This window comes from Gemmatimonadota bacterium (assembly GCA_016714015.1).
GTDB lineage: Bacteria > Gemmatimonadota > Gemmatimonadetes > Gemmatimonadales > Gemmatimonadaceae > Pseudogemmatithrix.
Genome location: JADJNZ010000001.1, coordinates 61,222 through 82,944, shown reverse-complemented (window position 1 = coordinate 82,944; position 21,723 = coordinate 61,222). Strand labels below are relative to the sequence as shown.

Annotated in this window: 18 protein-coding genes; 12 read left to right on the top strand and 6 right to left on the bottom strand. The window is 71.3% G+C overall.

The window, feature by feature from the left end:
* Positions 1-20: 20 nt before the first annotated feature.
* The 7 genes from IPJ78_00370 to IPJ78_00340 all read left to right on the top strand — a co-directional run bounded on the left by IPJ78_00370 (position 21) and on the right by IPJ78_00340 (position 7,250).
* A complete protein-coding gene (locus IPJ78_00370) occupies positions 21-743 on the top strand; it encodes an NAD(P)H-binding protein (GenBank protein MBK7904996.1) in 723 nt (240 codons plus the stop codon).
* Complete coding sequence (locus IPJ78_00365) at positions 740-1,345, top strand: class I SAM-dependent methyltransferase (GenBank protein ID MBK7904995.1); 606 nt, start codon at positions 740-742, stop codon at positions 1,343-1,345. Before IPJ78_00370 ends, IPJ78_00365 begins: the two co-directional genes overlap by 4 nt.
* Positions 1,342-1,986, top strand: coding sequence for a phosphoribosylanthranilate isomerase (locus tag IPJ78_00360; protein MBK7904994.1), 645 nt, complete (start codon positions 1,342-1,344; stop codon positions 1,984-1,986). Before IPJ78_00365 ends, IPJ78_00360 begins: the two co-directional genes overlap by 4 nt.
* A gap of 81 nt (positions 1,987-2,067) precedes the next feature.
* Positions 2,068-2,859, top strand: a complete 792-nt coding sequence (locus tag IPJ78_00355) for a carbonic anhydrase family protein (GenBank protein ID MBK7904993.1) — start codon at positions 2,068-2,070, stop codon at positions 2,857-2,859.
* A gap of 105 nt (positions 2,860-2,964) precedes the next feature.
* Entirely contained in the window at positions 2,965-3,906 is a 942-nt protein-coding gene (locus tag IPJ78_00350) for a metalloregulator ArsR/SmtB family transcription factor (GenBank protein ID MBK7904992.1), read from the top strand.
* Between the two features lie 112 nt (positions 3,907-4,018).
* Positions 4,019-5,536, top strand: a complete 1,518-nt coding sequence (locus tag IPJ78_00345; GenBank protein MBK7904991.1) for an adenosylhomocysteinase — start codon at positions 4,019-4,021, stop codon at positions 5,534-5,536.
* A gap of 133 nt (positions 5,537-5,669) precedes the next feature.
* Positions 5,670-7,250, top strand: coding sequence for a D-aminoacylase (locus IPJ78_00340; GenBank protein ID MBK7904990.1), 1,581 nt, complete (start codon positions 5,670-5,672; stop codon positions 7,248-7,250).
* Positions 7,251-7,264: 14 nt separating this feature from the next.
* Here the strand turns inward: IPJ78_00340 and IPJ78_00335 are convergent, their stop codons facing one another.
* Entirely contained in the window at positions 7,265-8,428 is a 1,164-nt protein-coding gene (locus IPJ78_00335; protein ID MBK7904989.1) for a YncE family protein, read from the bottom strand.
* The gene (locus tag IPJ78_00330; GenBank protein MBK7904988.1) at positions 8,425-10,452 is read right to left on the bottom strand and encodes an Ig-like domain-containing protein; all 2,028 of its coding nucleotides are present in this window, start codon (positions 10,450-10,452) and stop codon (positions 8,425-8,427) included. Before IPJ78_00330 ends, IPJ78_00335 begins: the two co-directional genes overlap by 4 nt.
* 193 nt (positions 10,453-10,645) lie before the next feature.
* Here IPJ78_00330 and IPJ78_00325 point away from each other — a divergent pair, with 193 nt between their 5' ends.
* The gene (locus IPJ78_00325) at positions 10,646-10,849 is read left to right on the top strand and encodes a DUF2892 domain-containing protein (protein MBK7904987.1); all 204 of its coding nucleotides are present in this window, start codon (positions 10,646-10,648) and stop codon (positions 10,847-10,849) included.
* Between the two features lie 120 nt (positions 10,850-10,969).
* A complete protein-coding gene (locus IPJ78_00320; GenBank protein ID MBK7904986.1) occupies positions 10,970-12,184 on the top strand; it encodes a dipeptidase in 1,215 nt (404 codons plus the stop codon).
* 17 nt (positions 12,185-12,201) lie between these two features.
* Here the strand turns inward: IPJ78_00320 and IPJ78_00315 are convergent, their stop codons facing one another.
* Positions 12,202-13,107 carry a cobalamin B12-binding domain-containing protein gene (locus IPJ78_00315; protein ID MBK7904985.1) on the bottom strand — a complete coding sequence of 302 codons (906 nt, stop codon included), beginning with the start codon at positions 13,105-13,107 and terminating at the stop codon, positions 12,202-12,204.
* Between the two features lie 230 nt (positions 13,108-13,337).
* Between IPJ78_00315 and IPJ78_00310 the strand changes: the two genes are divergently transcribed.
* Complete coding sequence (locus tag IPJ78_00310) at positions 13,338-13,898, top strand: DUF2911 domain-containing protein (protein MBK7904984.1); 561 nt, start codon at positions 13,338-13,340, stop codon at positions 13,896-13,898.
* Here IPJ78_00310 and IPJ78_00305 read toward each other — a convergent pair whose 3' ends face one another.
* From IPJ78_00305 to IPJ78_00295, 3 genes are read right to left on the bottom strand one after another with little or no spacing between them, the layout of a single operon-like run.
* Positions 13,899-15,506 (bottom strand): tetratricopeptide repeat protein, encoded by a 1,608-nt coding sequence (locus tag IPJ78_00305; protein MBK7904983.1) that lies wholly within the window; start codon positions 15,504-15,506, stop codon positions 13,899-13,901.
* On the bottom strand, positions 15,503-18,202 hold the full coding sequence (locus IPJ78_00300; protein MBK7904982.1) for a hypothetical protein: 2,700 nt from the start codon (positions 18,200-18,202) through the stop codon (positions 15,503-15,505). Before IPJ78_00300 ends, IPJ78_00305 begins: the two co-directional genes overlap by 4 nt.
* On the bottom strand, positions 18,199-18,564 hold the full coding sequence (locus IPJ78_00295) for a response regulator (protein ID MBK7904981.1): 366 nt from the start codon (positions 18,562-18,564) through the stop codon (positions 18,199-18,201). Before IPJ78_00295 ends, IPJ78_00300 begins: the two co-directional genes overlap by 4 nt.
* A 165-nt stretch (positions 18,565-18,729) precedes the next feature.
* Here IPJ78_00295 and IPJ78_00290 point away from each other — a divergent pair, with 165 nt between their 5' ends.
* Positions 18,730-20,634 carry a response regulator gene (locus IPJ78_00290; protein ID MBK7904980.1) on the top strand — a complete coding sequence of 635 codons (1,905 nt, stop codon included), beginning with the start codon at positions 18,730-18,732 and terminating at the stop codon, positions 20,632-20,634.
* Positions 20,634-21,701 carry a HEAT repeat domain-containing protein gene (locus tag IPJ78_00285; protein MBK7904979.1) on the top strand — a complete coding sequence of 356 codons (1,068 nt, stop codon included), beginning with the start codon at positions 20,634-20,636 and terminating at the stop codon, positions 21,699-21,701. Before IPJ78_00290 ends, IPJ78_00285 begins: the two co-directional genes overlap by 1 nt.
* Positions 21,702-21,723: the final 22 nt, after the last annotated feature.

The window sequence follows — 21,723 nt, the reverse complement described above, 5'->3', positions numbered from 1 at the left end:
CGCCGGGCTACCTTCGTGACGTGAGCACACCGCCCGTCGCCTTCGTCGCCGGCGCGACCGGTTACACCGGTCGCGCCGTGGCCGCGTCCCTCGTCGCTGCTGGGGTCCGGACCGTCGCCCATCTCCGTCCCGGGTCGTCCGGCGCCGATCGCTGGCGAGCGCGGTTCGGCGCGCTCGGTGCCGTCGTGGACGAGTCCCCGTGGGAACCCGCCGCCATGGCCGCGACCCTCGCCGGACTCCGCCCCGACCATGTGTTCGCCCTGCTGGGCACGACGCGCCGTCGCGCCGCCGCCGAGGGGATCGACGACGCCTACGAGCGCATCGACTACGGCCTCACCGCGATGCTGCGCGACGCGGCGGTCGCGTGCGGGTCGCTGCCGCGCTTCACCTATCTCTCGGCGATCGGCGCCGACGAGCGGAGCGGGAACAGGTACGTCGCGGTCCGTGGGCGGATGGAGCGCGAACTGCGCGAGGGCCCGCTCCCCTGGCTGGTCGCCCAGCCGGCGTTCGTCAGCGGCAGCGATCGGGACGATTCGCGGCCGATGGAGCGGTTCTACGCGATCACGCTCGATGCCGCGCTCGGCGCGATCGCGCTGGTGGGATTGGGGCGCGTTCGCGAGGCGTACGGATCGCTCACCGGTGAGCAGCTCGGACGCGGGTTGGTCACGCTCGCCCTCGCCGACCGCCACGGTCGTGCGCGCGCGGACGTGCGCGCGATCCGCCGCGCCGGAGGCGCCGCATGAGCCCCAAGGCGTACGACGAGCACTACTACCGCCGCTGGTACCACGACCCCGCGCGGCGCGTCATCACGCCGGCCGCGGTCGCGCGGAAGGTGCACCTCGTGACCGCGATCGCCGAGTCGCTCCTCGAGCGCCCCATCCGCTCCGTGCTCGACGTGGGGTGCGGGGAGGGACCGTGGCGCGCGCACCTGCGCAAGCTGCGACCCGGCGTCCGCTACGTGGGCGTGGAGTCGAGCGAGTATGTGGTGCGGCGGTTCGGCGCACGGCGCGGGATCGTGCGTGGCGCGTTCGGCACCGTCGGCACGCTCGGTCTCGGGGGGCCGTTCGACCTCGTGGTCGTCTGCGACGTGCTCCACTATGTGCCCGACGGCGAGCTCGGTCCCGGGCTCGCGGGGATCGCGTCGCTGCTGGGAGGCGTCACCTACCTCGAGGCGTACACCACCGAGGACGAGATCGAGGGAGACCGCAGCGACTGGCATCATCGCAGCCCGGAGTTCTATCGCCGGCACTTCCGTCGCGCCGGACTCCAGCACGTCGGGATGCACTGCTACGTGGGCTCGGCACTCGGCGGAGCGACCGCGGCCCTCGAGCGCGGACACGGATGAGGGTCAAGGTCTGCTGCATCGCGGGGGTCGCGGAGGCCGAGTTGGCGCTCGTCCATGGCGCGTCGGCGCTGGGGCTCGTCTCGCAGATGCCGAGCGGGCCGGGCGTCATCGATGACGCGACGATCCGTGAGGTCGCGCGCTGGGCGCCGCGCGAGGTCCGCACCTTCCTGCTCACGTCGCGCACCGATCCGCACGCGATCGCCGCGCAGGTGCGGGAGGCGGGGGTGAATACGGTGCAGCTGGTCGATGCCCTCGCGCCCGGTGCGCATGCGGTGCTGCGCGCGGCGTTGCCGGGGATCGTCATCGTGCAGGTCGTCCATGTGCGTGACGCGTCGTCGGTGGACGAGGCGCTCGCCCTCGCGCCGGCGGTCGATGAGCTTCTGCTCGATTCAGGGAACCCGAGCGCCGCTGTGAAGGAGTTGGGCGGCACGGGCCGCGTGCATGACTGGTCGCTCAGCCGTCGCATCGTCCAGGAGAGCGGGGTGCCCGTCTGGCTCGCGGGGGGCCTCCGCGCCGAGAATGCGCGCGCGGCGGTCGATGCGGTGGGGCCGCACGGGCTCGATGTCTGCTCCGGGGTGCGCATCGAAGGCCGTCTCTCGGCCGACCGTCTCCAGTCCTTCGTGCGCGCCGTCACGGGGTGAGAGCGGCGGTTCAGGGCGGGACGGGTCGGGCCGACACTGATAGGACCGGTCATTCTCACCAGTCCTTCGCGGAGTCGTCCCATGCGCCGTGCCGTGCTCGCCCTCCTGCCGCTCCTCGTTGCCGCGCCGCTGGCGGCGCAGTCCCACGCCCCCTCCGGGGCGGCTTCGCACGGCACGCCCTCCGCCGCCGCCGCCCACGCGCCGCACTGGACCTACGAAGGCGCCGAGGGGCCGCAGGCCTGGGGGCGGATCGATCCGGCGTGGCGCACCTGCTCGGTCGGGCATGAGCAGTCGCCCATCGATCTGGGCGGCGCGGTCGCGCCGCACGCCGCACGCATCGAGGAGAAGTTCATCCCGTCGCCCTTCGTGCTCTTCCACAACGGACACACGGTACAGGCCGCACTCGAGAAGCCGAGCGACCTGACGGCGGAGGGGGGGCACTTCAACTCGCTCCAGTTCCACTTCCATCACCCGAGCGAGCACACGATCCAGGGCCGTGCGTTCCCGGCCGAGCTCCATCTGGTGCACGCGAATGCGAAGGGTGAACTGGCGGTGCTCGGCATCTTCATCGCGATCGGCCCGAAGGACAACCCCGAACTCGAGGCCCTCATCGCGCGGTTGCCGGACCATGCGGGCGACAGCGTGCGGTTCCGCGCGCCGGTGGACCTCGCGAAGCTGCTGGATGCCCGCGCGACGGAATCGGAGCAGGTCTTCACGTATCATGGGTCGCTCACCACGCCGCCCTGCTCGGAGGGCGTGAAGTGGACGGTGCGTGCGCGCCCGATCACCGCCTCGTTCCGCCAGGTGCAGCGGCTCGTCGGCGTGCTGGGCGAGAGCGCGCGGCCTGTGCAGCCGGTCTACGCACGGCACTGAGCCGCCCGACCGCCGAGTCGCGGTCCGACGCCCCGTCCCCCGAGCGGATCCCGCCCGGGGTTGACGGGGCGCCTGCGTTGAGCAACCTTTCATCCGGATATACGGATGAAACGACCAGCCCTCCACGACCGCCTGGCGGCACTCGCCGACCCGATCCGCACGCGGCTCCTCCTGTTGCTGGAGCGCCATGAGCTGACGGTCTCCGAGTTGCGGACCGTCCTGCAGCTGCCGCAGTCCACGGTGAGCCGGCACCTCAAGGTGCTGGCCGACACCGGGTGGATCGCGGCGCGCGAGGACGGGACGTCGAATCGTTACCGGCACGATTCCCGCGAACTGGACGCGGGGACGCGCCGGCTCTGGACCTCCGTGCGCGAGGAGCTCCGGACCCTGCCCGCGTCGCGCCGTGATGCGGAACGGGTGAAGGGAGTGCTCGCGGAACGGCAGACGCGGTCGCAGGCGTTCTTCGCCAGCTCGGCAGGGCAGTGGGACCGCGTGCGTTCCGAGCTGTTCGGTGCCCGCACGGAGCTCTTCTCCCTGGCCGGATTGCTGGACGCGGGTGCGACCGTCGGAGACCTCGGGTGCGGCACGGGCCAGTTGGCAGAAGTGATGGCCCCGTTCGTGCAAAGCGTGGTGGCCGTCGACGAGTCGCCGGCGATGTTGAAGGCGGCGCGGGCGCGGCTCTCCACGCTCGACAACGTGGACCTGCGCGAAGGCTCGCTCGAGGCGCTGCCGCTGGCGGACGCCACGCTCGACGTCGCCGTGCTGTCGTTGGTGTTGCACTACGTGGCGGATCCCGCCGCGGCGCTCGCCGAGATCCGGCGGACGCTCCGCGGCGAGGGGGGACGCCTGTTGTTGGTGGACATGCAGCCGCACGACCGCGTGGAGTATCGCCAGACGATGGGGCATGTCTGGTTGGGGTTCGACGCGGACCAGTTGACCCGGTGGTCGTCCGACGCGGGCTTCGCGTCGATCCGCCACCACGCGCTTCCCGCCGCGCCGCAGGCGAAGGGGCCGAACCTGTTCGTCGCGGTGCTGGGCACCGGATGAGGGCCGAAGGATGGAGGATGGAAGTGCACCTCGTCCTCGCATCCAGCAGCCTGTCCGCATCACGCAACACGCGCTTTCGTCCTTCTTCCTTCAACATTCATCAAAGGTTCCGATGACCGCCGTCGCTCCCTCGCTTCACCCGTTCGACGCCGTGAAGTCCACCGGCCGTCCCGCGTTCAAGGTCGCCGACATCTCGCTGGCCGACTGGGGCCGCAACGAGATCCGTCTCGCCGAGTACGAGATGCCGGGCCTCATGGCGCTCCGCGCCGAGTACAAGGGCAAGAAGCCGCTCGCCGGCGCGCGGATCATGGGCTCGCTGCACATGACCATCCAGACGGCGGTGCTCATCGAGACGCTCGCCGAGCTCGGCGCCGACGTGCGCTGGGTGTCGTGCAACATCTTCTCGACGCAGGACCATGCCGCCGCGGCGGTCGCGGTGGGCAAGGACGGCTCGGTCGCGCAGCCGCGCGGCATCCCGGTCTTCGCCTGGAAGGGTGAGACCCTCGAGGAGTACTGGTGGTGCACCGAGCAGGCGCTCATGTGGCCCGATGGCGCCGGCCCGAACCTCATCCTCGATGACGGTGGCGACGCGACGATGCTCGTGATCAAGGGCACCGAGTTCGAGGCCGCCGGCGCGGTCCCCGCGTTCGACGCCGCGAACGAACCCGAGGAGTGGGGCGTCATCCTCGAGCTGCTCCGCAAGACCATCAAGGAGGACCCGAAGCGCTGGACGAACGTCGGCAAGGCGATCAAGGGCGTCTCCGAGGAGACCACGACCGGCGTGCATCGCCTCTACGAGATGATGGCCGCCGGCAAGCTCCTCTTCCCGGCGATCAACGTCAACGACTCGGTGACCAAGTCGAAGTTCGACAACCTGTATGGCTGCCGCCATTCGCTCACCGACGGCATCCTCCGCGCGTCGGACGTGATGCTCGCCGGCAAGGTCGCGGTCGTGCTCGGCTACGGCGACGTGGGTAAGGGCTCGGCCCAGGCGCTCAAGGGCCAAGGCGCGCGCGTGATCATCGTCGAGATCGATCCCATCTGCGCGCTCCAGGCGGCGATGGAGGGCTACCAGGTCACGACGCTCGACGAGGTGGTCTCCAGCGCCGACGTCTTCGTCACCGCCACCGGCAACGCCGACATCATCTCGGTCGAGCACATGGCGCGGATGAAGGACAAGGCGATCGTCGGGAACATCGGCCACTTCGACAACGAGATCGACATGGCCGGCCTCAAGAACTACAAGGGCATCGTCCGCAACAACATCAAGCCCCAGTTCGACGAGTGGGTCTTCCCGGACGGGCACTCGGTGCTCATCCTCGCCGAAGGCCGTCTCCTCAACCTCGGCTGCGCCACCGGCCATCCGTCGTTCGTGATGAGCTCCTCGTTCACCAACCAGGTGCTCGCGCAGATCGACCTGCATCTCGCGGCGCAGGGCAAGCCGACCGTCTCGGGCACCAAGTACGACAAGAATGCGGTCTACGTGCTGCCGAAGAAGCTCGATGAGAAGGTCGCGCGCCTCCACCTCGAGAAGCTCGGCGTGAAGCTGACCAAGCTCACGGAGAAGCAGGCCGCCTACATCGGCGTGCCGGTCGAGGGGCCGTACAAGCCGGATCACTATCGGTACTAGTAGGCGGAAGGGAGAAGGTAGAAGGAAGAAGCGGGGCGGTCCGGCGCGATGGCGCGCCGGGCCGCCCCGCGGCACTTTCCACGGGTCGGTGTTCGCCGAGCTGCGTCCACTTCACCCCCCAGCCTCCCCTCCTGTGCGCCGTCGAACCTTTCTCGCCACCTCGGTCGCGGCGCTCGGTGCGCCTGCGCTCGTCGGGCTCGGACGGCGGGACCACGATGTCGTCCTCCGCGGCGGCACCATCGTCGATGGCAGCGGGCGACCGCGCTTCGTCGCCGATGTCGGCATCAGCGGTGACCGCATCGCGGCGATCGCGCCCCGGATCGTCGAACGGGGTGAGCGCGAGATCCTCTGCCGCGGACAGGTCGTCGCGCCGGGATTCGTCGACATCCACTCGCACGGCGATGGCACGCTCTTCGATGACCCCAACACCGAGGGGCTCATCCGGCAGGGCGTGACCACCATCGTCGTCGGCGCTGATGGTTCGTCGCGCGCGAGCGTGCGCGACTTCCTCGCGCAGGTCGCCGTCACCTCGCCCGCGCTCAACGTGGGCACCATGATCGGCCTCGGCACCGTGCGCGGCGCCGTCGTCGGGGACGACGACCGCCCGGCCTCGACCACGGAGCTCGCGGCGATGGTGCGCCTGGTGGAGGAGGCGCTCGCCGACGGGGCGCTCGGAGCGTCGAGCGGCCTCGAGTACACCCCCGGTGCCTTCGCGCCGCGAGACGAACTCGTCGCGCTCTGCCGGCCGCTCGCGGCGCGGCGGCTCGCATATCACACGCACATGCGGAACGAGGATGATCGCCTCCTCGAGGCGATCGACGAGTCGATCGCGGTGGCGCGGGGGGCGGGGTGCGCGCTCCAGATCTCCCACCTCAAGACGCAGGGCCCGCGGAACTGGGGCAAGCTCGACGCCGTCTTCACGCGCATCGAGGCGGCGCGCGCCGCGGGCGTCGATGCCGCCTTCGACCGCTATCCCTACCTCGCCTACCAGACGGGACTCACGAACCTCTTCCCCGTCTGGTCGCGCGATGGCGGGACCGCGCGCTTCTTCGCGCGTCTCGACGACGCGGCGACCGCACCGCGCATGCGCACCGAGACGCTCGACAAGGTCGCGCTCATCGGGGGATGGGACAACGTGCAGATCACGAGCGTCTCCGCCGCCGAGGACAAGCCGGCGGAAGGGAAGCGCCTCGGGACGTACGCGGCCGCGCGTGGCGAGGAGCCCTATGCCTGCACCGTCGCGATGCTGCGTCGCAACAACGGGTCGGTGGGGATGATCGGCTTCGCGATGAGCGAGGAGAACCTCGAGCGCATCCTCCGACATCCGCAGGGGATGGTCGCGTCTGACGGCGGTGCCTTCGCCATGTCGGGTCCGGCGCGCCGCGGCGTGCCGCATCCCCGCGGCACGGGGAGCTTCGCGCGCGTGCTCGGGCGCTATGTCCGGGAGCGGCAGGCGCTCACGCTCGAGCAGGCGGTCCACAAGTGCACCGCGCTTCCTGCCTCGCGCGTGGGGCTCCGCGACCGTGGCACGCTCCGCGTGGGAGCGCTCGCCGACGTCACCGTGTTCGATCCGGCGACGGTGATCGATCGTGCGGACTTCGTCGATCCGTTCCGGTACGCCGAGGGGTTCGTGGCGACGGTCGTGAACGGGGCGGAGGCGTTCGGCGAGGGGGAACGGTTCGCGCGGACGGGGCGGGCGCTGCGGGGCGGCTGACGCGCGGACCGCGCTCAGCGGAGGATATCGATCCCGCCCGCCTGCTGTCCCACCTCGACCGTCGCGACGCGGACGAGGGCCCGAAGGTCGATCACGTCCACCGTGGCCTTCTCGCTCCCAACGCCCTCGTTCGTCACGAACGCATACCGGTCGTCGGTGGTGACCGCCACGCCGTGCACCACGCGCCTCGAGGTCGCGATCCGCGCGAGCTCCTTCCCGCTCGCCGCGTCGAACACGCTGACCGACTGGCCGCGCTTGTTCGTCGCGATCACGCGCGTCCCATCGTGCGTCACCGCGAGATTGTAGATCCCGTCGCCCGCCGGCAGTCGGCGAACGAGCGACCATGACGCGACGTCGATCTCGACGAGCTCGCTCGACTTGTTGCAGGCCACCCAGACACGCGCGCCGTCGACGCTCGGTTGCGCCCACGTCGGGGAGCAGCCCACGTCGCCGGGCTTGGGCGGTTCCATCCCGTGCCCGCCGATGTCATGCCCCGCATGCGCCTCCGCGCCGCGGCGGGGCGGGGCACCCGTCATCCCCATCTCCTTCCCCTTGGTGAGGAAGAAGTGGCGCGAGACCGCGAACGTGCGCGCGTCGATCTCGACCAGCTCCTCGTCCATCATGCAGGCCGAGTAGTGCCGCGTGCCCGCGGCGTTGAGTCGGGAACCATGTGGCATCGTGCAGGTCGTGATCCGTGCGACCTCCACCATCGCGCTCGTCTCCACCACCGAGACGCTCGACGGTACCATCTCGCCGTGGAGGTTGAAGTTCACCACCCACGCGAAGAACCCGTCGGGACTCACCTGCACCGTCGCGGGAAATGACCCCAGCTCCACTCGTCCGACCGGCGCATCGGTGTCGGTGCGGAACTTCCAGAGCGACCCGTCGGGCGTCCCGTGCGCCGTCGAGACGAAGTAGTGTCGCCCGTCGGGCGCCACGGCGACGCCGTGCGGGCCATCGGGATCCATGAGCGACATCCCGACGGTCGTCGTCCGCTCGATCGCGGCCGTCCGACCGTCGAAGCGGACGACCGCGACCTGGTCGACCGATTCGCTGAGCACGTAGGCCCGATAGGTCGCCCCGTCGCCGGTGCCGGCAGGCGGCGCCGTGCCCTGCGCGCCGGCGACGCCGGCGAGCAGGGCGAGGAGGCCCAGCGGGAGGAGCGGACGCCGCGTCATGGCACTACGGGCGTCTTCGGGATGATACGGACGATCCAGAGCCCGTTGTTGTCGTCGTTCACGTACGCGAGGCCGTCGCGCACCACGACACCCCAGGTCATGGCCGAGCCCTGCACGTGCCCGTTCATGTCGGCTGTGTTGAAGTGCCCGATCTCGCGCCCCTGCGCGCGCAGGTCACCGCGCAGCTCGCCGGAGATGTCGAACACGCGGAAGCCGGCATTGTACGCGCCCATGTAGAGCGAGTCCCCGGCGACCCAGACGTTGTGCACGCCGCCGTACTCCGGCTCGTAGAACGCGACCGCGCGCGGCGCGGTGATGTCGCTGATGTCCACCACCTGCAGGCGGCCCCAGGCGCGCCCGGCCTGGGTGGCCGTCGCGCCCTTGGGCTGATTGGCGGGGAAGACCTCGTCGGCGATGAAGACGTAATTCCTGTGGCGCCAGGCGGTGTGCGTCCCGCGGATGAAGCCCGCCCCGCCGTCGACCTCGGTCTGCCGGTACATCGCGTTGAGGTCGTACTTGAACTGCGAGACCAAGACCGGCTTCGCCGGCGTGCCGCCGCGGATCCCGTTGCCCACGTCGAGGATGATCAGCCCGTCGTTCCACCAGGAGCCGTAGAGCAGGCCATCCTGGATGTCGATGTCGTGCAAGGAGCGGCCGGCCTCGGGGCGGTCGGTCGGCGCCCACCGGCCCACCTCACGCGGATGCGCCGGGTCATCGATGTTGAGCACGTGCACGTAGCCGGTGCCGTCGTTCGTGATGAAGACGTGCTGGCCGTGGCGCGCGTCCTTGTAGATGAACGAGGAGTGCACGCCGGCGGTGACGCCGTCGGTGAACTCAGAGATCACCTTCGGATGGAGCGGGTCCTCGAGCGAGGCGAAGACGACGCCGTTCTTGCGGTCGGACGCCCCCTCCCGCGTGAAGACGAGGAACCGGCCGTCGGGCGTCGTCATCACGTCGTTCACGCGCCGCGTGTTGGCGATGATCGAGTCCGCGACGACCGGCTTCGACGGATCGGAGATGTCGATGGTGTAGAGCACGTCGCCGCCACCGCCCGAGCCGAGGTACGCGACCTTGCCGTTGGGGTGCAGCCAGACCTCCTCGGTGGTGAAGCGCGAGCGGGGCAGGCGACCGACGAGTTCGAGCGGTCGGCGCACGTCGCGCGGTGCGAGCGTCACCACCGCTTCCGCCGCCCGATTGCCGAGCGAGGCCGTCACGGTGTAGGCGCCCGCCTCGTAGCCGACGAACGCCCCGTCCGGGTCGATCATCCCCTGGCCCGGATTGAAGCTCCAGACGGGCGTGATCCCGTCGATGGGCTTGCCGGCCGCGTCCTTCGCGACCGCGCGGAAGCGGATCACGTCACCCGTGCGCGCGTCGGACACCTCCGGCGTGACCGTGAGCGAGGCGACCGCCGACGGGAGGACCTGGACCGCCATCGCCTGCTGCACCGCGCCGACGCTCGCGGTGATCGTCGCGCGCCCCGCCGCGACGGCGGTGACGACGCCGACCTCGTTCACGCGCGCGATGGCGGGCGCGGACGACCGCCACATCACCTTGTCGTCGCGCCGGTCGTTCTTCGCCGACAGCACCTCCGCACCCAGCCGGATGCGCTGTCCCGGCACGAGCCGCGACGGGGTCGGACTGATGGCGATGCGCGCGGCGGGACCCGGGACCATCCGCACGTCGAACTGCTCTACCTTCGGCGCTTCGCCCGGGATGATGCCGACGACGGTGATGGGCAGCGTGCCGGTCGATCCCGACACGAGCGTTCCGTCCTCCCGCATCTGCCCCTCGAAGCGCGCCATGCCGCTGCGCGTCCAGCGGAACGTCACGTTCGGGATGACGTTGTTGTTCGCGTCCCGCGCCTCGGCACGGAATCGCACCGAGTCGCCGGCGACGACGACCTTCTGCACCGGGGAGACGACGATCCGCGCGATGCGCGACTGGGGTTGGCCGCCGGCGGGCGCGGCGCCCTGCTGCGCCGACAGCGCCAGCGGCGCGAGGACGAGAAGTGAGAGCAGTCGCATGAAGGGGATCCGTGTGGAAAGGGGGGAGTGCGCCACCATCGCGCGGGGGCTGCGAGAATCTACGGGACCGTGCTCGCGTCAGGGATTCCGGGGCATCGTGTCGAGCATATGCCTACATGGGAACTTAGTTCACGCATGGAGGATACCTTCTCCCGAACGGCCCTTCCTCCCCAACCCTCTGCAGGAGTCCCCCATGCTCAAGAACAACGTCGGCACCATCGATCGCGCGCTCCGTGTCATCATCGGCCTCGGCGTGCTCTCGCTCGTCTTCGTCGGCCCCAAGACCCCCTGGGGCTGGGTCGGCATCGTGCCGCTCCTGACCGCGGCGCTGGGGACCTGCCCGCTCTACACCGTGCTCGGCCTGAGCACCTGCCCGGTGAAGACCGCCGCGCGCTGATCCGCGCGGGGTGAGGGGCCTGAGGGCCGCGCGTCCCGCGATGCGCGGCCCTCAGGCCGTCCGGACCCTTCCCTGTCGAGCCGGACGGGGTGAGGTTGCACCATCCCCGACCCCACGCCCATGCGCCGCCCCGTACCCGCCCTCCTCCTCGCCATCGCCGCCTGCGCCCGCACGCCGGTCGCCGCGCCCGCCCCGACCGCCACCGACGATCCGAATCTCGCGCGCGCGCACCGCGTGCTCGCGGCGTCGCCGCTCATCGATGGGCACAACGATCTGCCCTGGGCCATCCGCGAGTGGAAGGAGCACCCGCACGATGTGGAGCAGTACGACCTGCGACGCCCGGTCCCCGGGCACACCGACCTCGCGCGCCTCGCGGCGGGGCGCGTCGGCGGGCAGTTCTGGTCGGTCTACATCCCCGGGGATACGAGCGTGGCGCGCCAAGGGTACGCGAAGGTGCAGCTCGAGCAGATCGACATCGCGAAGCGCGTGATGGCGAAGTATCCCGAGCGGTTCGAGCCGGTGACGACGGCGCAGGGGTTCACCGACGCCTTCGCGCGCGGCCACATCGGCGGTGCGCTCGGCCTCGAGGGCGGACACGCGATCGAGAACTCGCTCGGGGCCCTCCGCGCGTTCTACGACATGGGCGGGCGCTACATGACGCTCACGCACAACTCCACGCTCGACTGGGCGGACGCGGCGTCGGACGTGGTGCGGCATGGCGGCCTCTCGAGCTTCGGGCGCGAGGTGGTCCGCGAGATGAACCGCCTCGGCATGCTCGTCGACCTCTCGCACGTCTCGCCCGGCACCATGAGCGATGCCCTCGACGTGACCGAGGCGCCGGTGATCTTCTCGCACTCGAACGCCCGCGGGCTCGCCGACCATGTGCGCAACGTGCCGGATTCGATCCTCGTCCGCCTCAAGCAGAACGGCGGGGTCGTGATGGTCACCTTCGTCCCGGGATTCACCTCGCAGGCGCTCATCGACTGGAACCGCACGGCGCCGGCGCAACGCACCGGCCCGGCACCCAAGGTGACGCTGGCGCAGGTGGCGGACCACATCGAACATATCCGCCGCGTCGCCGGGATCGATCATGTCGGCCTCGGCGGCGACTTCGACGGGATCACCGAGGTCGTCGATGGACTCGAGGATGTCTCGCGCTACCCGATGCTCATCGCGGAACTCGCGCGACGGGGCTGGACCGACGAGGAACTCGCCAAGCTCGCGGGCGGCAACGTGCTGCGCGCCTTCGCCCAGGCGGAACGGGTCGCGGCGCGGCTTCGCGCGTCACGGCCGCCGAGCACGGCGACGATCGAGCAGCTCGACCGGCGCCCCTGACGCGCCGCGCCTGATCTTCAGCCGCGCGCGCGGCGGCGGAGCCAGCCGCGCAGCGCGGTCAGCGACGTGAGCTGATCCGCACCGATCTCGCGCAGCACCTCTCCGTAGGACCCGGCGCCGCTGCCGCCGACGACGATCCCGATCTGGGGGCCGAGCGCCGTGCGGAGACGACGGAGCTCCTCCGCCACCTGGGGATCGCCGGCCGGATAGACGATGGAGAGCGCGATGGCGTCCGCCTTGACCTGTCGCACCGCGCGCGCGAGCTCCTCGGCGGGCAGGTTGGCGCCCAGATAGACGACGCGCCAGCCGTTGCCGCTCGCCGTCGTCGCGGCGAGCATCGCGCCGAGCTCGTGCACGTGGTGCGCTGGCGTGCCGACGATGACGACGGGCGCGCCGGCCACCGGGGCGGTGACCTCGCCCATCCACGTCAGGACGCGGCGGATGGTGGTGGTCGCCAGATGCTCGTTGGCCGGCTGGAGCTGCCCCTGGTGCCAGAGCGAGCCGATCGTGAAGAGGAGCGGACCGATCACCTGGTCGAGGACGTCGTCGGCGGGGAGACGCAGGGCCGCGGTGCGGAGCGTCTGCTCGAGCGCGTAGCCGTCGAAGGCCTCCACGGCCATGAGTGCGCTCGACAGGAAGACCTCCGGCGCGGGACCATCGGACGAGGGGGCGCGATTGAGGGCGGCCGCCCGCTCGTCCGCCTCGATGACCTTCGCGAGCTCGGCGTTCGGCAACGCGGCGACCTGTCCGATCAGGCGTCCACCTCGCGTGGCGCGCACGAGCAGCGCCAGGCGCTCGACATCCGCATCGGTGTAGTGGCGTTGTCCGCCGGCGGAGCGCACGGGTGACACGGCACCGTAGCGCTTCTCCCACGCCCGGAGGAGATCCGGCGTGAGCCCGGTGCGCTGCGCTACGACACGCATCGGATGGAGCATCGGGGAAGCGTTGGAGTCTGTCATGACTTGAATATCTGAACACCGAATGGTCTTGTCAAGATATTAGCTGGACGAGATATCTACGGAACAAGTCTGGGGTAGGACCGTTGAACCCCGGATCGGTGCGCCCCAAGCTTCCGCGCGGTGCGCTCACGTATCTTGCCCCGTCGCCGAGCCGAGAGGCTCGGCTGGCGTTCACCCTCATCCAATCGAGACCGATGCGAGTCCTTCCCTTCGTTGCCGCCGTGCTCCTCGCGGCCCCGCTTGCCGCCCAGTCCAACCTCACGGCCGCCGCGAGCACCCGCGCGACGGCCACGCTGACGCTCAACGCCCCGCGAGTGCAGGGGCAGCCGGCGCCCGCCGCGAAGACGGTCGTGGTGGACTACGGCGTGCCGCACGCGCGCGGCCGCGAGGTCCCGACCGAGCTCATGAAGGATGCGACCGTCTGGCGCACCGGTGCGAACTCGTCGACGACCATGACGACGCAGGTCGACCTCACGATCGGCGGCGCCGCGGTGCCGGCCGGTGCCTACTCGCTCTATACCATCCGCGAGGCGGGGAAGTACCTGCTGATCATCAATCGCAACACGGGGCAGTGGGGCACCGAGTACGACGCGTCGAAGGACCTCGTGCGCGTCCCGCTCAGCGCGACCACGCTCGCGGCCACGCAGGAGTCGCTGCAGATCGCGTTCGTGCCGCCGGCCACCGGCCCGGCGAAGGGGACCCTCACGATCGCGTGGGGCAAGCTCCATCTCTCGACGGAGTGGGCGGTCCGCTGATCAGAAGGTCCGACGCACGGTGACGCCGAGCGTCGAGTAGGCGTAGGCCCCGACGGCGGACGCAGCCGCACTCGTGCTGCGTCCGCCGTGCAGTTCCACCTGCCAGGTGCTGGCCCAGGTCCGCGCGATGCGCGCATCGAGGTGCCACTGGTCCTGCACGGCGAGGGTGTCGACGCGCTGCGCGCCGAACCCACCCCCCATGCCGATGCTCCACGTGGGGCTCTCGTGCGCCCAGGCGCCGGTCAGTTCACCCGAGACGAACCGCGGCGGCGAGAAGTAGCGCGGCGCGCGCCGGTCGAATCCGAAGCCCGCTGCGAACGCCCCCACGCTCACGTTGCGCGGCAGACGACGCGTCGCGCGCGCCGACCAGGTGCGCTTGGCATTCCCGTCCGACCAATCGAGCCGTCCGAGTGTCCCCGCCACGCTCGTGGTCGCGCTCAGTCGCCAGTCGGCCGCGAGTTCCCCTTGGGTGATGTCGAGCGCGAGCGGCGTGATCGATGCGACCTCGTCGAAGGGCCAGCGCGCCAAGGTCGCGGAGAGCGAGAGCGCCGGCCGTACGCGCTGCGTGAGGGTCACGCGTCCGCTCAGTACGCTCCGCTCCGGCGACGCGGGGCCGCCGACGGTCAGCGGGGCGGGGGCCATCTGTCGCAGGGCCAGCACCGCGGTGACGCTGCCGGTCCAGATCGGCAGGCCGAGCGAGCCCTCGAGCATCGTGCGGCGTGACTCGCGGAAGGGATCGGTCGCCGCGAGTTGCGCGACGGCTGCCCCGACGCGGATGCCGTTGCCGATGGTGGTGTTCGCGCGCAGGGCCTGCCACCGGTTGACGTTCCGGTCGCTGTCCTCGCTGTAGTCGCTCGAGACCTCGGTGCGCACGCCGTACGCCGTGCGCACCGCCTTCCGCAACTCGAGGACCTCGGCATTGGCACTGTCGCGCGCCCACGCGCGCTCCGAGAGGCGGCGCGCGTCGCCGGGACGCTGCTGCCAGAGCCGCAGGTTCCCGAGCCCGATGAGGGAGCGCACCTCGGTGGGGTCGGAGGCGAGCAGCGCCTCGTAGCGCCGGGCCGCGGCATCGAGGTCACCGCTCCACGCCGAGACCTGCGCGAGCCCGAACTGCGCGTCGCGGTCGGTCGAGTCCTGCGCGAGCACGGCGGCATAGCCTCGCGCCGCCTCGGGGAGTCGTCCGGCCCACGAGAGCGTTCGTGCGCGCGCGATGCGCACGTGCACGAAGTCTGCCCCGGGGTGTGCGGTGATCACCGAGTCGTAGCGGATGACCGCCTCGGGATACCGCTTGCCCCACGAGAGATACAACGCCTCGGTGTAGAGGAGGTCGGGGTCGTTCGGCACACGGATGCGGGCCGCGCGCAGCAGCACGAGGGCGGAGTCGATGTTGCTGCTCCAGGCCAGCGTCTGCGCGAGGCGGAAGTTGGCGCGCACCGAGAGGCGATCCTCATCCAAGGCCTTGCGGTACGCGCTCGCGGCCTCATCGATGCGGCCGAGCCGCCAGAGCGAGTCGCCCACGGCGACCTGGGCGCGGGCGGTGGGCACGGCCAGCGTGCCGAGCAGGGCGACGGCGCCGACCGCGCGCGCGAGGTGGAGCCGCGGTGTCATGGCGCGCCCCACAGCTGTTGCAACGCGCGATACGACGGCTTCAGGTACTCGTGCCACGTCGGCTCCTCCCACGTCGGCCAGGTCCAGGTGTGGAACCGCGCGAGGGGCCACTCGCCGCGGTCATCGAGCGCCGGCAGCGCGCCCGTCACGCCTCGGCCGGGCCGGTACGCGAGGACGCCGAAGCGGAACCCCTCCGTCGGGCTGCCGATCCAGATCGACGGCGGCGCGCCGGGCCGGCGGCCGAGCGCCTGCTCGGGGTCGCTCTCGGTCAGCACGCGTCGGGACGACGGATCGGTGACGTTCAGCATCGCCCACGGCAGGCGAAGCTGCAGCATACCCGCTCGCTCGTCGTACCACCAGTCGGCGTTGGAGTGTTCGCTGGCCCGCGCGTGGCGCAGGCGTCCGATGTTCAGGCCCATCGCCGGCACCTCGGTGCCATCCTCCATGAAGCGGGGCCGGTTGGTGAGCGACCACAGCGAATCCAGCGCCCCGTCCTCGCGTGCGACGGAGAGGACCGGGCGCCGGAACGGCTCGCCGTAGAACGGTCCCGAGCGCGCGCGCTCGATCGACGCATAGATCTGGTAGTCCGGGGTCACCTTCAGCTGCGCATCGGCGGGGCCGTTGATCTCGACGACGAACTCGAAGCCGACCGCGCTGCGGACGCGGCCGCCCGGAAGGAAGCGCTGTCCGCGCGCCGGGTCGTGCGTGTCGATCGCGAGCTCCAGTCGCTGCGCTCCCCATGGGAACGGGCGCCCTCGCCAGGCGGGCGACTCGAGCGCGAGGTAGACGAAACCCTCATCCTGTCCGGCGCGCAGCACGGCGCTGTCGCCGTCGATGAACGCCCCCGCCTGCACCGCCGCGAACGCGCGCCAGCGCACCGCGTCGCCGCCGAGTTCCGGGACGCGGTCCGCCGTACCGGGCCGCATCGCGAGCAGCCCGTAGTGCTCCTCGGGGTCCATCATGTTGTGCCACAGCCGCTCGCGCTCCATCGGCAGCTCGAAGTCGACGACGATCCAGTTCTTCTTGAACCACTCGTCGAGCCAGGCGAAGGCGATGGCGCCGGCGGCACCGGCCTCGCGGATCTCGCGGGCGAGCCGCACGTACGCGGCCGCCTGTTGCGTCTCGTCCAGCCCGCCGTGGTCCCAGCCCTGCGGCTGCTGATGGCCGTCGCCGCGGCTCGACGGCACGCCGAACTCGGAGATCACGAGCGGGATGCCGCGATGCACGCGGCGGAGGTCCTGCAGGTAGCCGAAGTAGTTGGACCGGCCGAGGCTCGACGAGGCGAGGTTGTAGCCGCGGTCGAGGATCAGGAAGTCGGGATAGTACGGGTAGACGTGATAGCTGGCGAACCAGCCCGCGACGTTGCGTGCGGTCGTGCGCACGAGCGACGGATCCAGCGCGACCCCCTCCTCCTCGTGGAGCGGTCCGTGGCGCGGGTCGTAGGTCCACTCGATGCCGCGGAACCGCATCTGCTGCGCGTACGACGTCTCCGAGCGATGCACGATCGGGTCGGTCGTCGGCCAGTTGGAGTAGGCGATGGGGCGCTGCGCGTTGTACGTCTCCTCCTCGTAGCTGAGGAGGTAGTCGCACTGCCGCACCATCCACGCGTCGGTCGGCGTGCCGTTGGCGAGCACGAGATGCGTGCCGGCGTGCGACCGTGCCGCGGCGGAGTCCGCGTTGAACCCGACCACCGAGTACGGTTCCCACTCGCGGCCGAGGATGTAGCCGATCGTCCACGGCGAGACGTCCGCGTCGTAGCGGCCGCCCGAGTGGCCGGGCCGCACCGGGAACTCGGCCGCGCCGTGCAGGAGATCGACGACGCGGCGGATCTCCTCCGCGAATCCCGCGTTGAAGCCGCGGTCGTTGAAGTCGTCGCGCGGCGGGAGTTCGGTCCAGACCCCATGCACGAGGTAGAGCGGCGCGCGCGGGTGCGTGAGGTTGTGGCCGCGGAGCGCGCGATAGAACTCCGGCGGGAGGATCGTGTACGCGCGCAGGGTGTTCGCGTGCATCTCGCCGATCATGCCGAGCCACTTGGCGTAGAGGGCCGAGTCCGCCGGGAACTCGCTGGGCCACTTGCCGGGCATCGCGAGTCCGAGGTTGACGCCCTGCATGTAGAAGGGCGTCCAGGCGCCGTCGCGCCGGAGCTCGAAACCCTCCCCTCGGACCCGGAGCGTGAGGTCGAGCGTCGCGGCGCGGCGCTTCACGAGGGGTGACGTCACGCGCGACCAGCCGGGCGCGAGCCGGTCGAGCTGCGCCCTGGCCTCGCGGTGCGCCGGCGCGAGCGCGAGGACGCGCCGCCAGGCGGAGATCGCCTCGTCGGGTCGGCCACGCCGCGTGGACGTGGTCGCCACGCCTTCCCAGGCATCGGCCGAGGCGGGAGTGCGGCGCGCGAGCGTGTGGAAGAGGGCATCCGCGGCCTCGACGTCGCCGTCGCGCAGCAGGACGTATGCGCGCCCAAGCGTGGCGTCGTGGTCCTCGGGGCACCGCGCGAGGGCGTCGGCGAAGCGGCGCGCGGCGACCGCGATCGAATCGGCGCGATACGCCCTCCAGCCGGCGGCGACGATCACGTCGGTGCCGGCTGGACAGGTGACGACGGGCAACGGGCGCTGCGCGTCGACATGGACGGGTGTCCCGAGCGTGAGCATCAACGCCGCGGCGAGGCAAGTCGCCGCGGCGCGCGCGGGCCTGCGGCTCATCGCGGGAGCGCCGCCAGCAGGTCCGCAGCGATCGTCAGCGGATCGAACGGCTTGGTGAGGCAGGCAACGGCCCCGGCCGGAACCTCCACCTCGCGCGCAGCGCTCGTCGCGCGCGCCGTGAGGAAGACGACCGGGAGATGCGCCGTCGCCGGATCCGCCTTCAGTCGTCGGCAGGTCTCGTACCCGTCCATCCCGGGCATCATCGCGTCGAGCAGGACGGCATCCGCGCCGCCCTGCCTCGCGCGGTCGAGCAAGGCTCCGCCTGACGCGAAGAACTCCGCGTCAATGCTCGGCTCGAGACTCAGCGCCAACTCGAGGATCGTCCGGATGTCCGCCTCGTCATCGGCGCAGAGGACTCGCATGGTATGTTGAATGTGCCGGGTCAGGCCGACGGCGGCAATGAAAAGTGTCACTTTGTTGGTCACTGACCAAGTCGCCTCTGTTCCAGAGGCACATATCGGGCGATCTTACGGTCCGCCCGCAGAGCCCCTGCCGGTCCGGCCTTCCTTCCGCCCGATCCGCTCGACGTGACGTCGCCCGCGCAGTTCAACGAAGCCATCGCGAAGCTGCGCGAGAAGTTCGCTGCCACCGCGGGCAACACGGTGCAGGCGTTCTCGGCGTTGGCCGACCAGCTCCAGCGCATGCCGACGGCACCGGAAGTGGTCGATGCGCTGCGACGGGAACTGCATCGCATCCACGGGACGGCCGGCAGCTATGGCTTCCACGAGGTGAGTCGTCTGGCCGCGGCGCTCGAGCTGGTCGCGAGTCGCTGGCAGGCGGACCCGTCGCGCGACCGCGACCGCCGGGCGGCGATCGTACGGCAGTTCTCGCGGTCGCTCGCGGTGGCGTTCCAGGGGCCGAGCGAGAGTGCCGAAGGGTCGTTCACGCATCGTGTGCTGCTCGTGGACGTGGACGACGAGCTCGCGGCGCCACTCGTCGCCGAAGCGGTGCATCGCGGGCACGCCGTGGAGCGCGCGACCTCGGGGAACATCGAAACGATCCTCGATCAGTATCTCCCCGAGGTCGTCATCTGCGCGGGACGCGACCTGCCGACGCTGCCGGAAGGCGTGCCGGTGGTGATGCTCGGGCACATGGAGGCGCCCTCCGCCGGCGGGCGGGTGCGCATCCTCGATCCCGGGGCGGAAGCGAGCGAGGTGATGCGCATCGCCGAGTCGCTCGCGGCGCAGACCGGCCTGGCGGGCGCGAGCCTGTACGTGGTGGACGATGATGCGGCGATGCTCGAGCTGCTGCGGCGCGTCGGGGAGTCGGAGGGGATGTTCGTCCGCACTGCGACGTCGGCCGCCGATCTGCTCGCGCAGCTCGTCGCCGATCCGCCCGCGATGCTGCTTCTCGATGCGAGCATGTCGGGCGTGGACGGGATCGCCGCGGCGAGGGCCGTGCGCGCGGATCGGCGGTTCGCCGACCTGCCGATCCTCATCCTGTCGGCGTCTACCGATTCGGCGTTGCGTGCGGCGGCCTTCGCGGCCGGCGCGGACGATTTCCAGAACAAGCCGGTCGTCGCGGTCGAGCTCTCGCGCCGCATCGCCCGGTTGCTCGAGGTGCGGCGCCAGCGCCAGATCGCGCGCGGCATCCATCCGGCGACCTCGCTCTGGCTGCCGGAGCGGACCGTCCGCGTGTTCGACGAGGCAATCACGCTCGCCTCGCAGGAGGGACGCGCCATCTCGCTCGCCGTGCTCCGCCCGCGGCAGGCGCCGGGCGGGATGCGCGGGTCCGCGCTCTGGCACCGCGAGGCGACGCTGGTCGCCGGTGCGCTCGCCGTCGACGGGGTGCGCTGCGGCTTCATCGACGAGACGGCGCTCGCCGCGCTCCTGCCGATGGGCGCCGAAGCGGCGATGGCGAGGCTCGAAGGGTTCGCCGAGGCGGCGGAGGGCGAGACGGTCGCGTGGTGCGCGGGCGTCGTGGAGCAGACGGCCGAGGCCGAGCGGAGCGCGCGCACCCTCGTGCACCTCGCGGAAGAAGCGTGGCAGCTGGCGCGCGACTCGGGGGAGCGCCTGCACCGCTGGGACACTGCCGACTCGGGGATCGCGCCCGACGTGGTGGTGGTCGAGGACGATCCCGCGCTCGCCGACCTGCTCGGCTACGCGCTGGCGAGCCGCGGGCTCACGCACCAGATCTACCGCAAGGGACCGGAGGCGCTGGCGGGTCTGCTCGCGCTCAAGGTGCATGAGCGACGGCCGGTGGTGCTGATGGACATCGACCTGCCTGGGCTCGACGGCTTCTCCCTCTTCGAGCGTCTGCGCATCGACCGGCCGCGCGACTTCCGGGTGGTGTTCATCTCCGTGCACGCGTCGGAGGGCGACCAGTTGCGCGCGCTGCGCGCCGGCGCACTCGACTACATCGTGAAGCCCGTGAGCCTGCGCGTGCTGATGGCGAAGATCGCCGTCTGGCGCGACCAGGACGGGCCGGACTGATGGCGGTCCTGATCGCGGGCACGGTGGCGCTGCTGCAGGTGATCTTCCTCGCGCTGTTGCTCGCCTTCCTGATCGTGCGTCGCGCCTACGATCGGCGGCAGCGGGCGGCATTCGAGGTGGGGAAGGGCGAGCTCGCGGCGCCGCTCCGCGCCTGGCTCGTGGCGGGCGCGCACGCGGACCCGGTGGTGGCGGCGCTGCGCGCGATGCCCGGCGGGACGGCGGTGGGCTATCTCGCGCTGCTCGCGCGGCAGACGATCCCGCAGGCGAATCGCGACGAGCTCGCGGTGGCGCTCCGTGGCGAGGCCTGGCTCGACAAGGCGTTGCGCCAGGCCCACTCGCGCTGGTGGTGGCGGCGGCTCGAGGCGGCCCGCGCGCTCTCCATCATGGCCGAGACGCAGCATCGCGATGTCGTGCTCAAGCTCTTCTTCGACGAGCACCCCGCGGTGCAGGTGGCGGCCGCCGGCGCGTTGCCGCACGTCGCCGACCCGTTCGTGATCGGCAAGGTGCTCGACCGGCTCGACGGCCTGCCCAAGGTGGTACGGCACTACGTGACCGCGGTGCTGCAGCGGTCGCGCTCGCTCGTGGGGCCGGCGCTCGCGGCGCGCATCGAGCGCGGCAGTCACTTCGCGCCGCTCGCGGCCTGGATCGAGCTCGCCGAGGCGATCGCGGACCCGGACACGGTGGCGGCGTCGCTCACGCGACTCGAGCATCCGTCGGTCGCGGTGCGCCGCGCGATCGCGAAGGCGCTGCGGCGCTATCCGAGCCAGGCCACCGAGGCCGCGCTCGTGCAACTGCTCGCGGACAAGGACGCGACGGTGCGCGCCGCGGCCGCGCGCACGCTCGGGGAGCTCGGGAGCCGCGGCGCGGTGCCCGCGCTGGCGCGGATGCTCAGCGACGGCGTCTGGATGGTGCGCGTGCGAGCAGCGGTGTCGCTCGCGCAGCTGGGGGAGCGGGGCCGCGCCGCCCTTCGCGTCGCGCGTGCGGGCGAGGACCGCTTCGCGCGCGACATGGCGACGATGGTCACCGGCCTGACCGAGGGCGCGATCCTCGAGATGGGGGACGCCTGACGTGAGCGGCTCCCTCGCGGAC

Excerpts from the sequence above, each read along its gene's own strand:
- IPJ78_00365 (MBK7904995.1), top strand. The coding sequence starts at position 740 with ATGAGCCCCAAGGCGTACGACGAGCACTACTACCGCCGCTGGTACCAC.
- IPJ78_00360 (MBK7904994.1), top strand. The coding sequence starts at position 1,342 with ATGAGGGTCAAGGTCTGCTGCATCGCGGGGGTCGCGGAGGCCGAGTTG.
- IPJ78_00355 (MBK7904993.1), top strand. The coding sequence starts at position 2,068 with ATGCGCCGTGCCGTGCTCGCCCTCCTGCCGCTCCTCGTTGCCGCGCCG.
- IPJ78_00350 (MBK7904992.1), top strand. The coding sequence starts at position 2,965 with ATGAAACGACCAGCCCTCCACGACCGCCTGGCGGCACTCGCCGACCCG.
- IPJ78_00345 (MBK7904991.1), top strand. The coding sequence starts at position 4,019 with ATGACCGCCGTCGCTCCCTCGCTTCACCCGTTCGACGCCGTGAAGTCC.
- IPJ78_00335 (MBK7904989.1), bottom strand. The coding sequence starts at position 8,428 with ATGACGCGGCGTCCGCTCCTCCCGCTGGGCCTCCTCGCCCTGCTCGCC.
- IPJ78_00330 (MBK7904988.1), bottom strand. The coding sequence starts at position 10,452 with ATGCGACTGCTCTCACTTCTCGTCCTCGCGCCGCTGGCGCTGTCGGCG.
- IPJ78_00325 (MBK7904987.1), top strand. The coding sequence starts at position 10,646 with ATGCTCAAGAACAACGTCGGCACCATCGATCGCGCGCTCCGTGTCATC.
- IPJ78_00320 (MBK7904986.1), top strand. The coding sequence starts at position 10,970 with ATGCGCCGCCCCGTACCCGCCCTCCTCCTCGCCATCGCCGCCTGCGCC.
- IPJ78_00315 (MBK7904985.1), bottom strand. The coding sequence starts at position 13,107 with ATGCGTGTCGTAGCGCAGCGCACCGGGCTCACGCCGGATCTCCTCCGG.
- IPJ78_00310 (MBK7904984.1), top strand. The coding sequence starts at position 13,338 with ATGCGAGTCCTTCCCTTCGTTGCCGCCGTGCTCCTCGCGGCCCCGCTT.
- IPJ78_00305 (MBK7904983.1), bottom strand. The coding sequence starts at position 15,506 with ATGACACCGCGGCTCCACCTCGCGCGCGCGGTCGGCGCCGTCGCCCTG.
- IPJ78_00300 (MBK7904982.1), bottom strand. The coding sequence starts at position 18,202 with ATGAGCCGCAGGCCCGCGCGCGCCGCGGCGACTTGCCTCGCCGCGGCG.
- IPJ78_00295 (MBK7904981.1), bottom strand. The coding sequence starts at position 18,564 with ATGCGAGTCCTCTGCGCCGATGACGAGGCGGACATCCGGACGATCCTC.
- IPJ78_00285 (MBK7904979.1), top strand. The coding sequence starts at position 20,634 with ATGGCGGTCCTGATCGCGGGCACGGTGGCGCTGCTGCAGGTGATCTTC.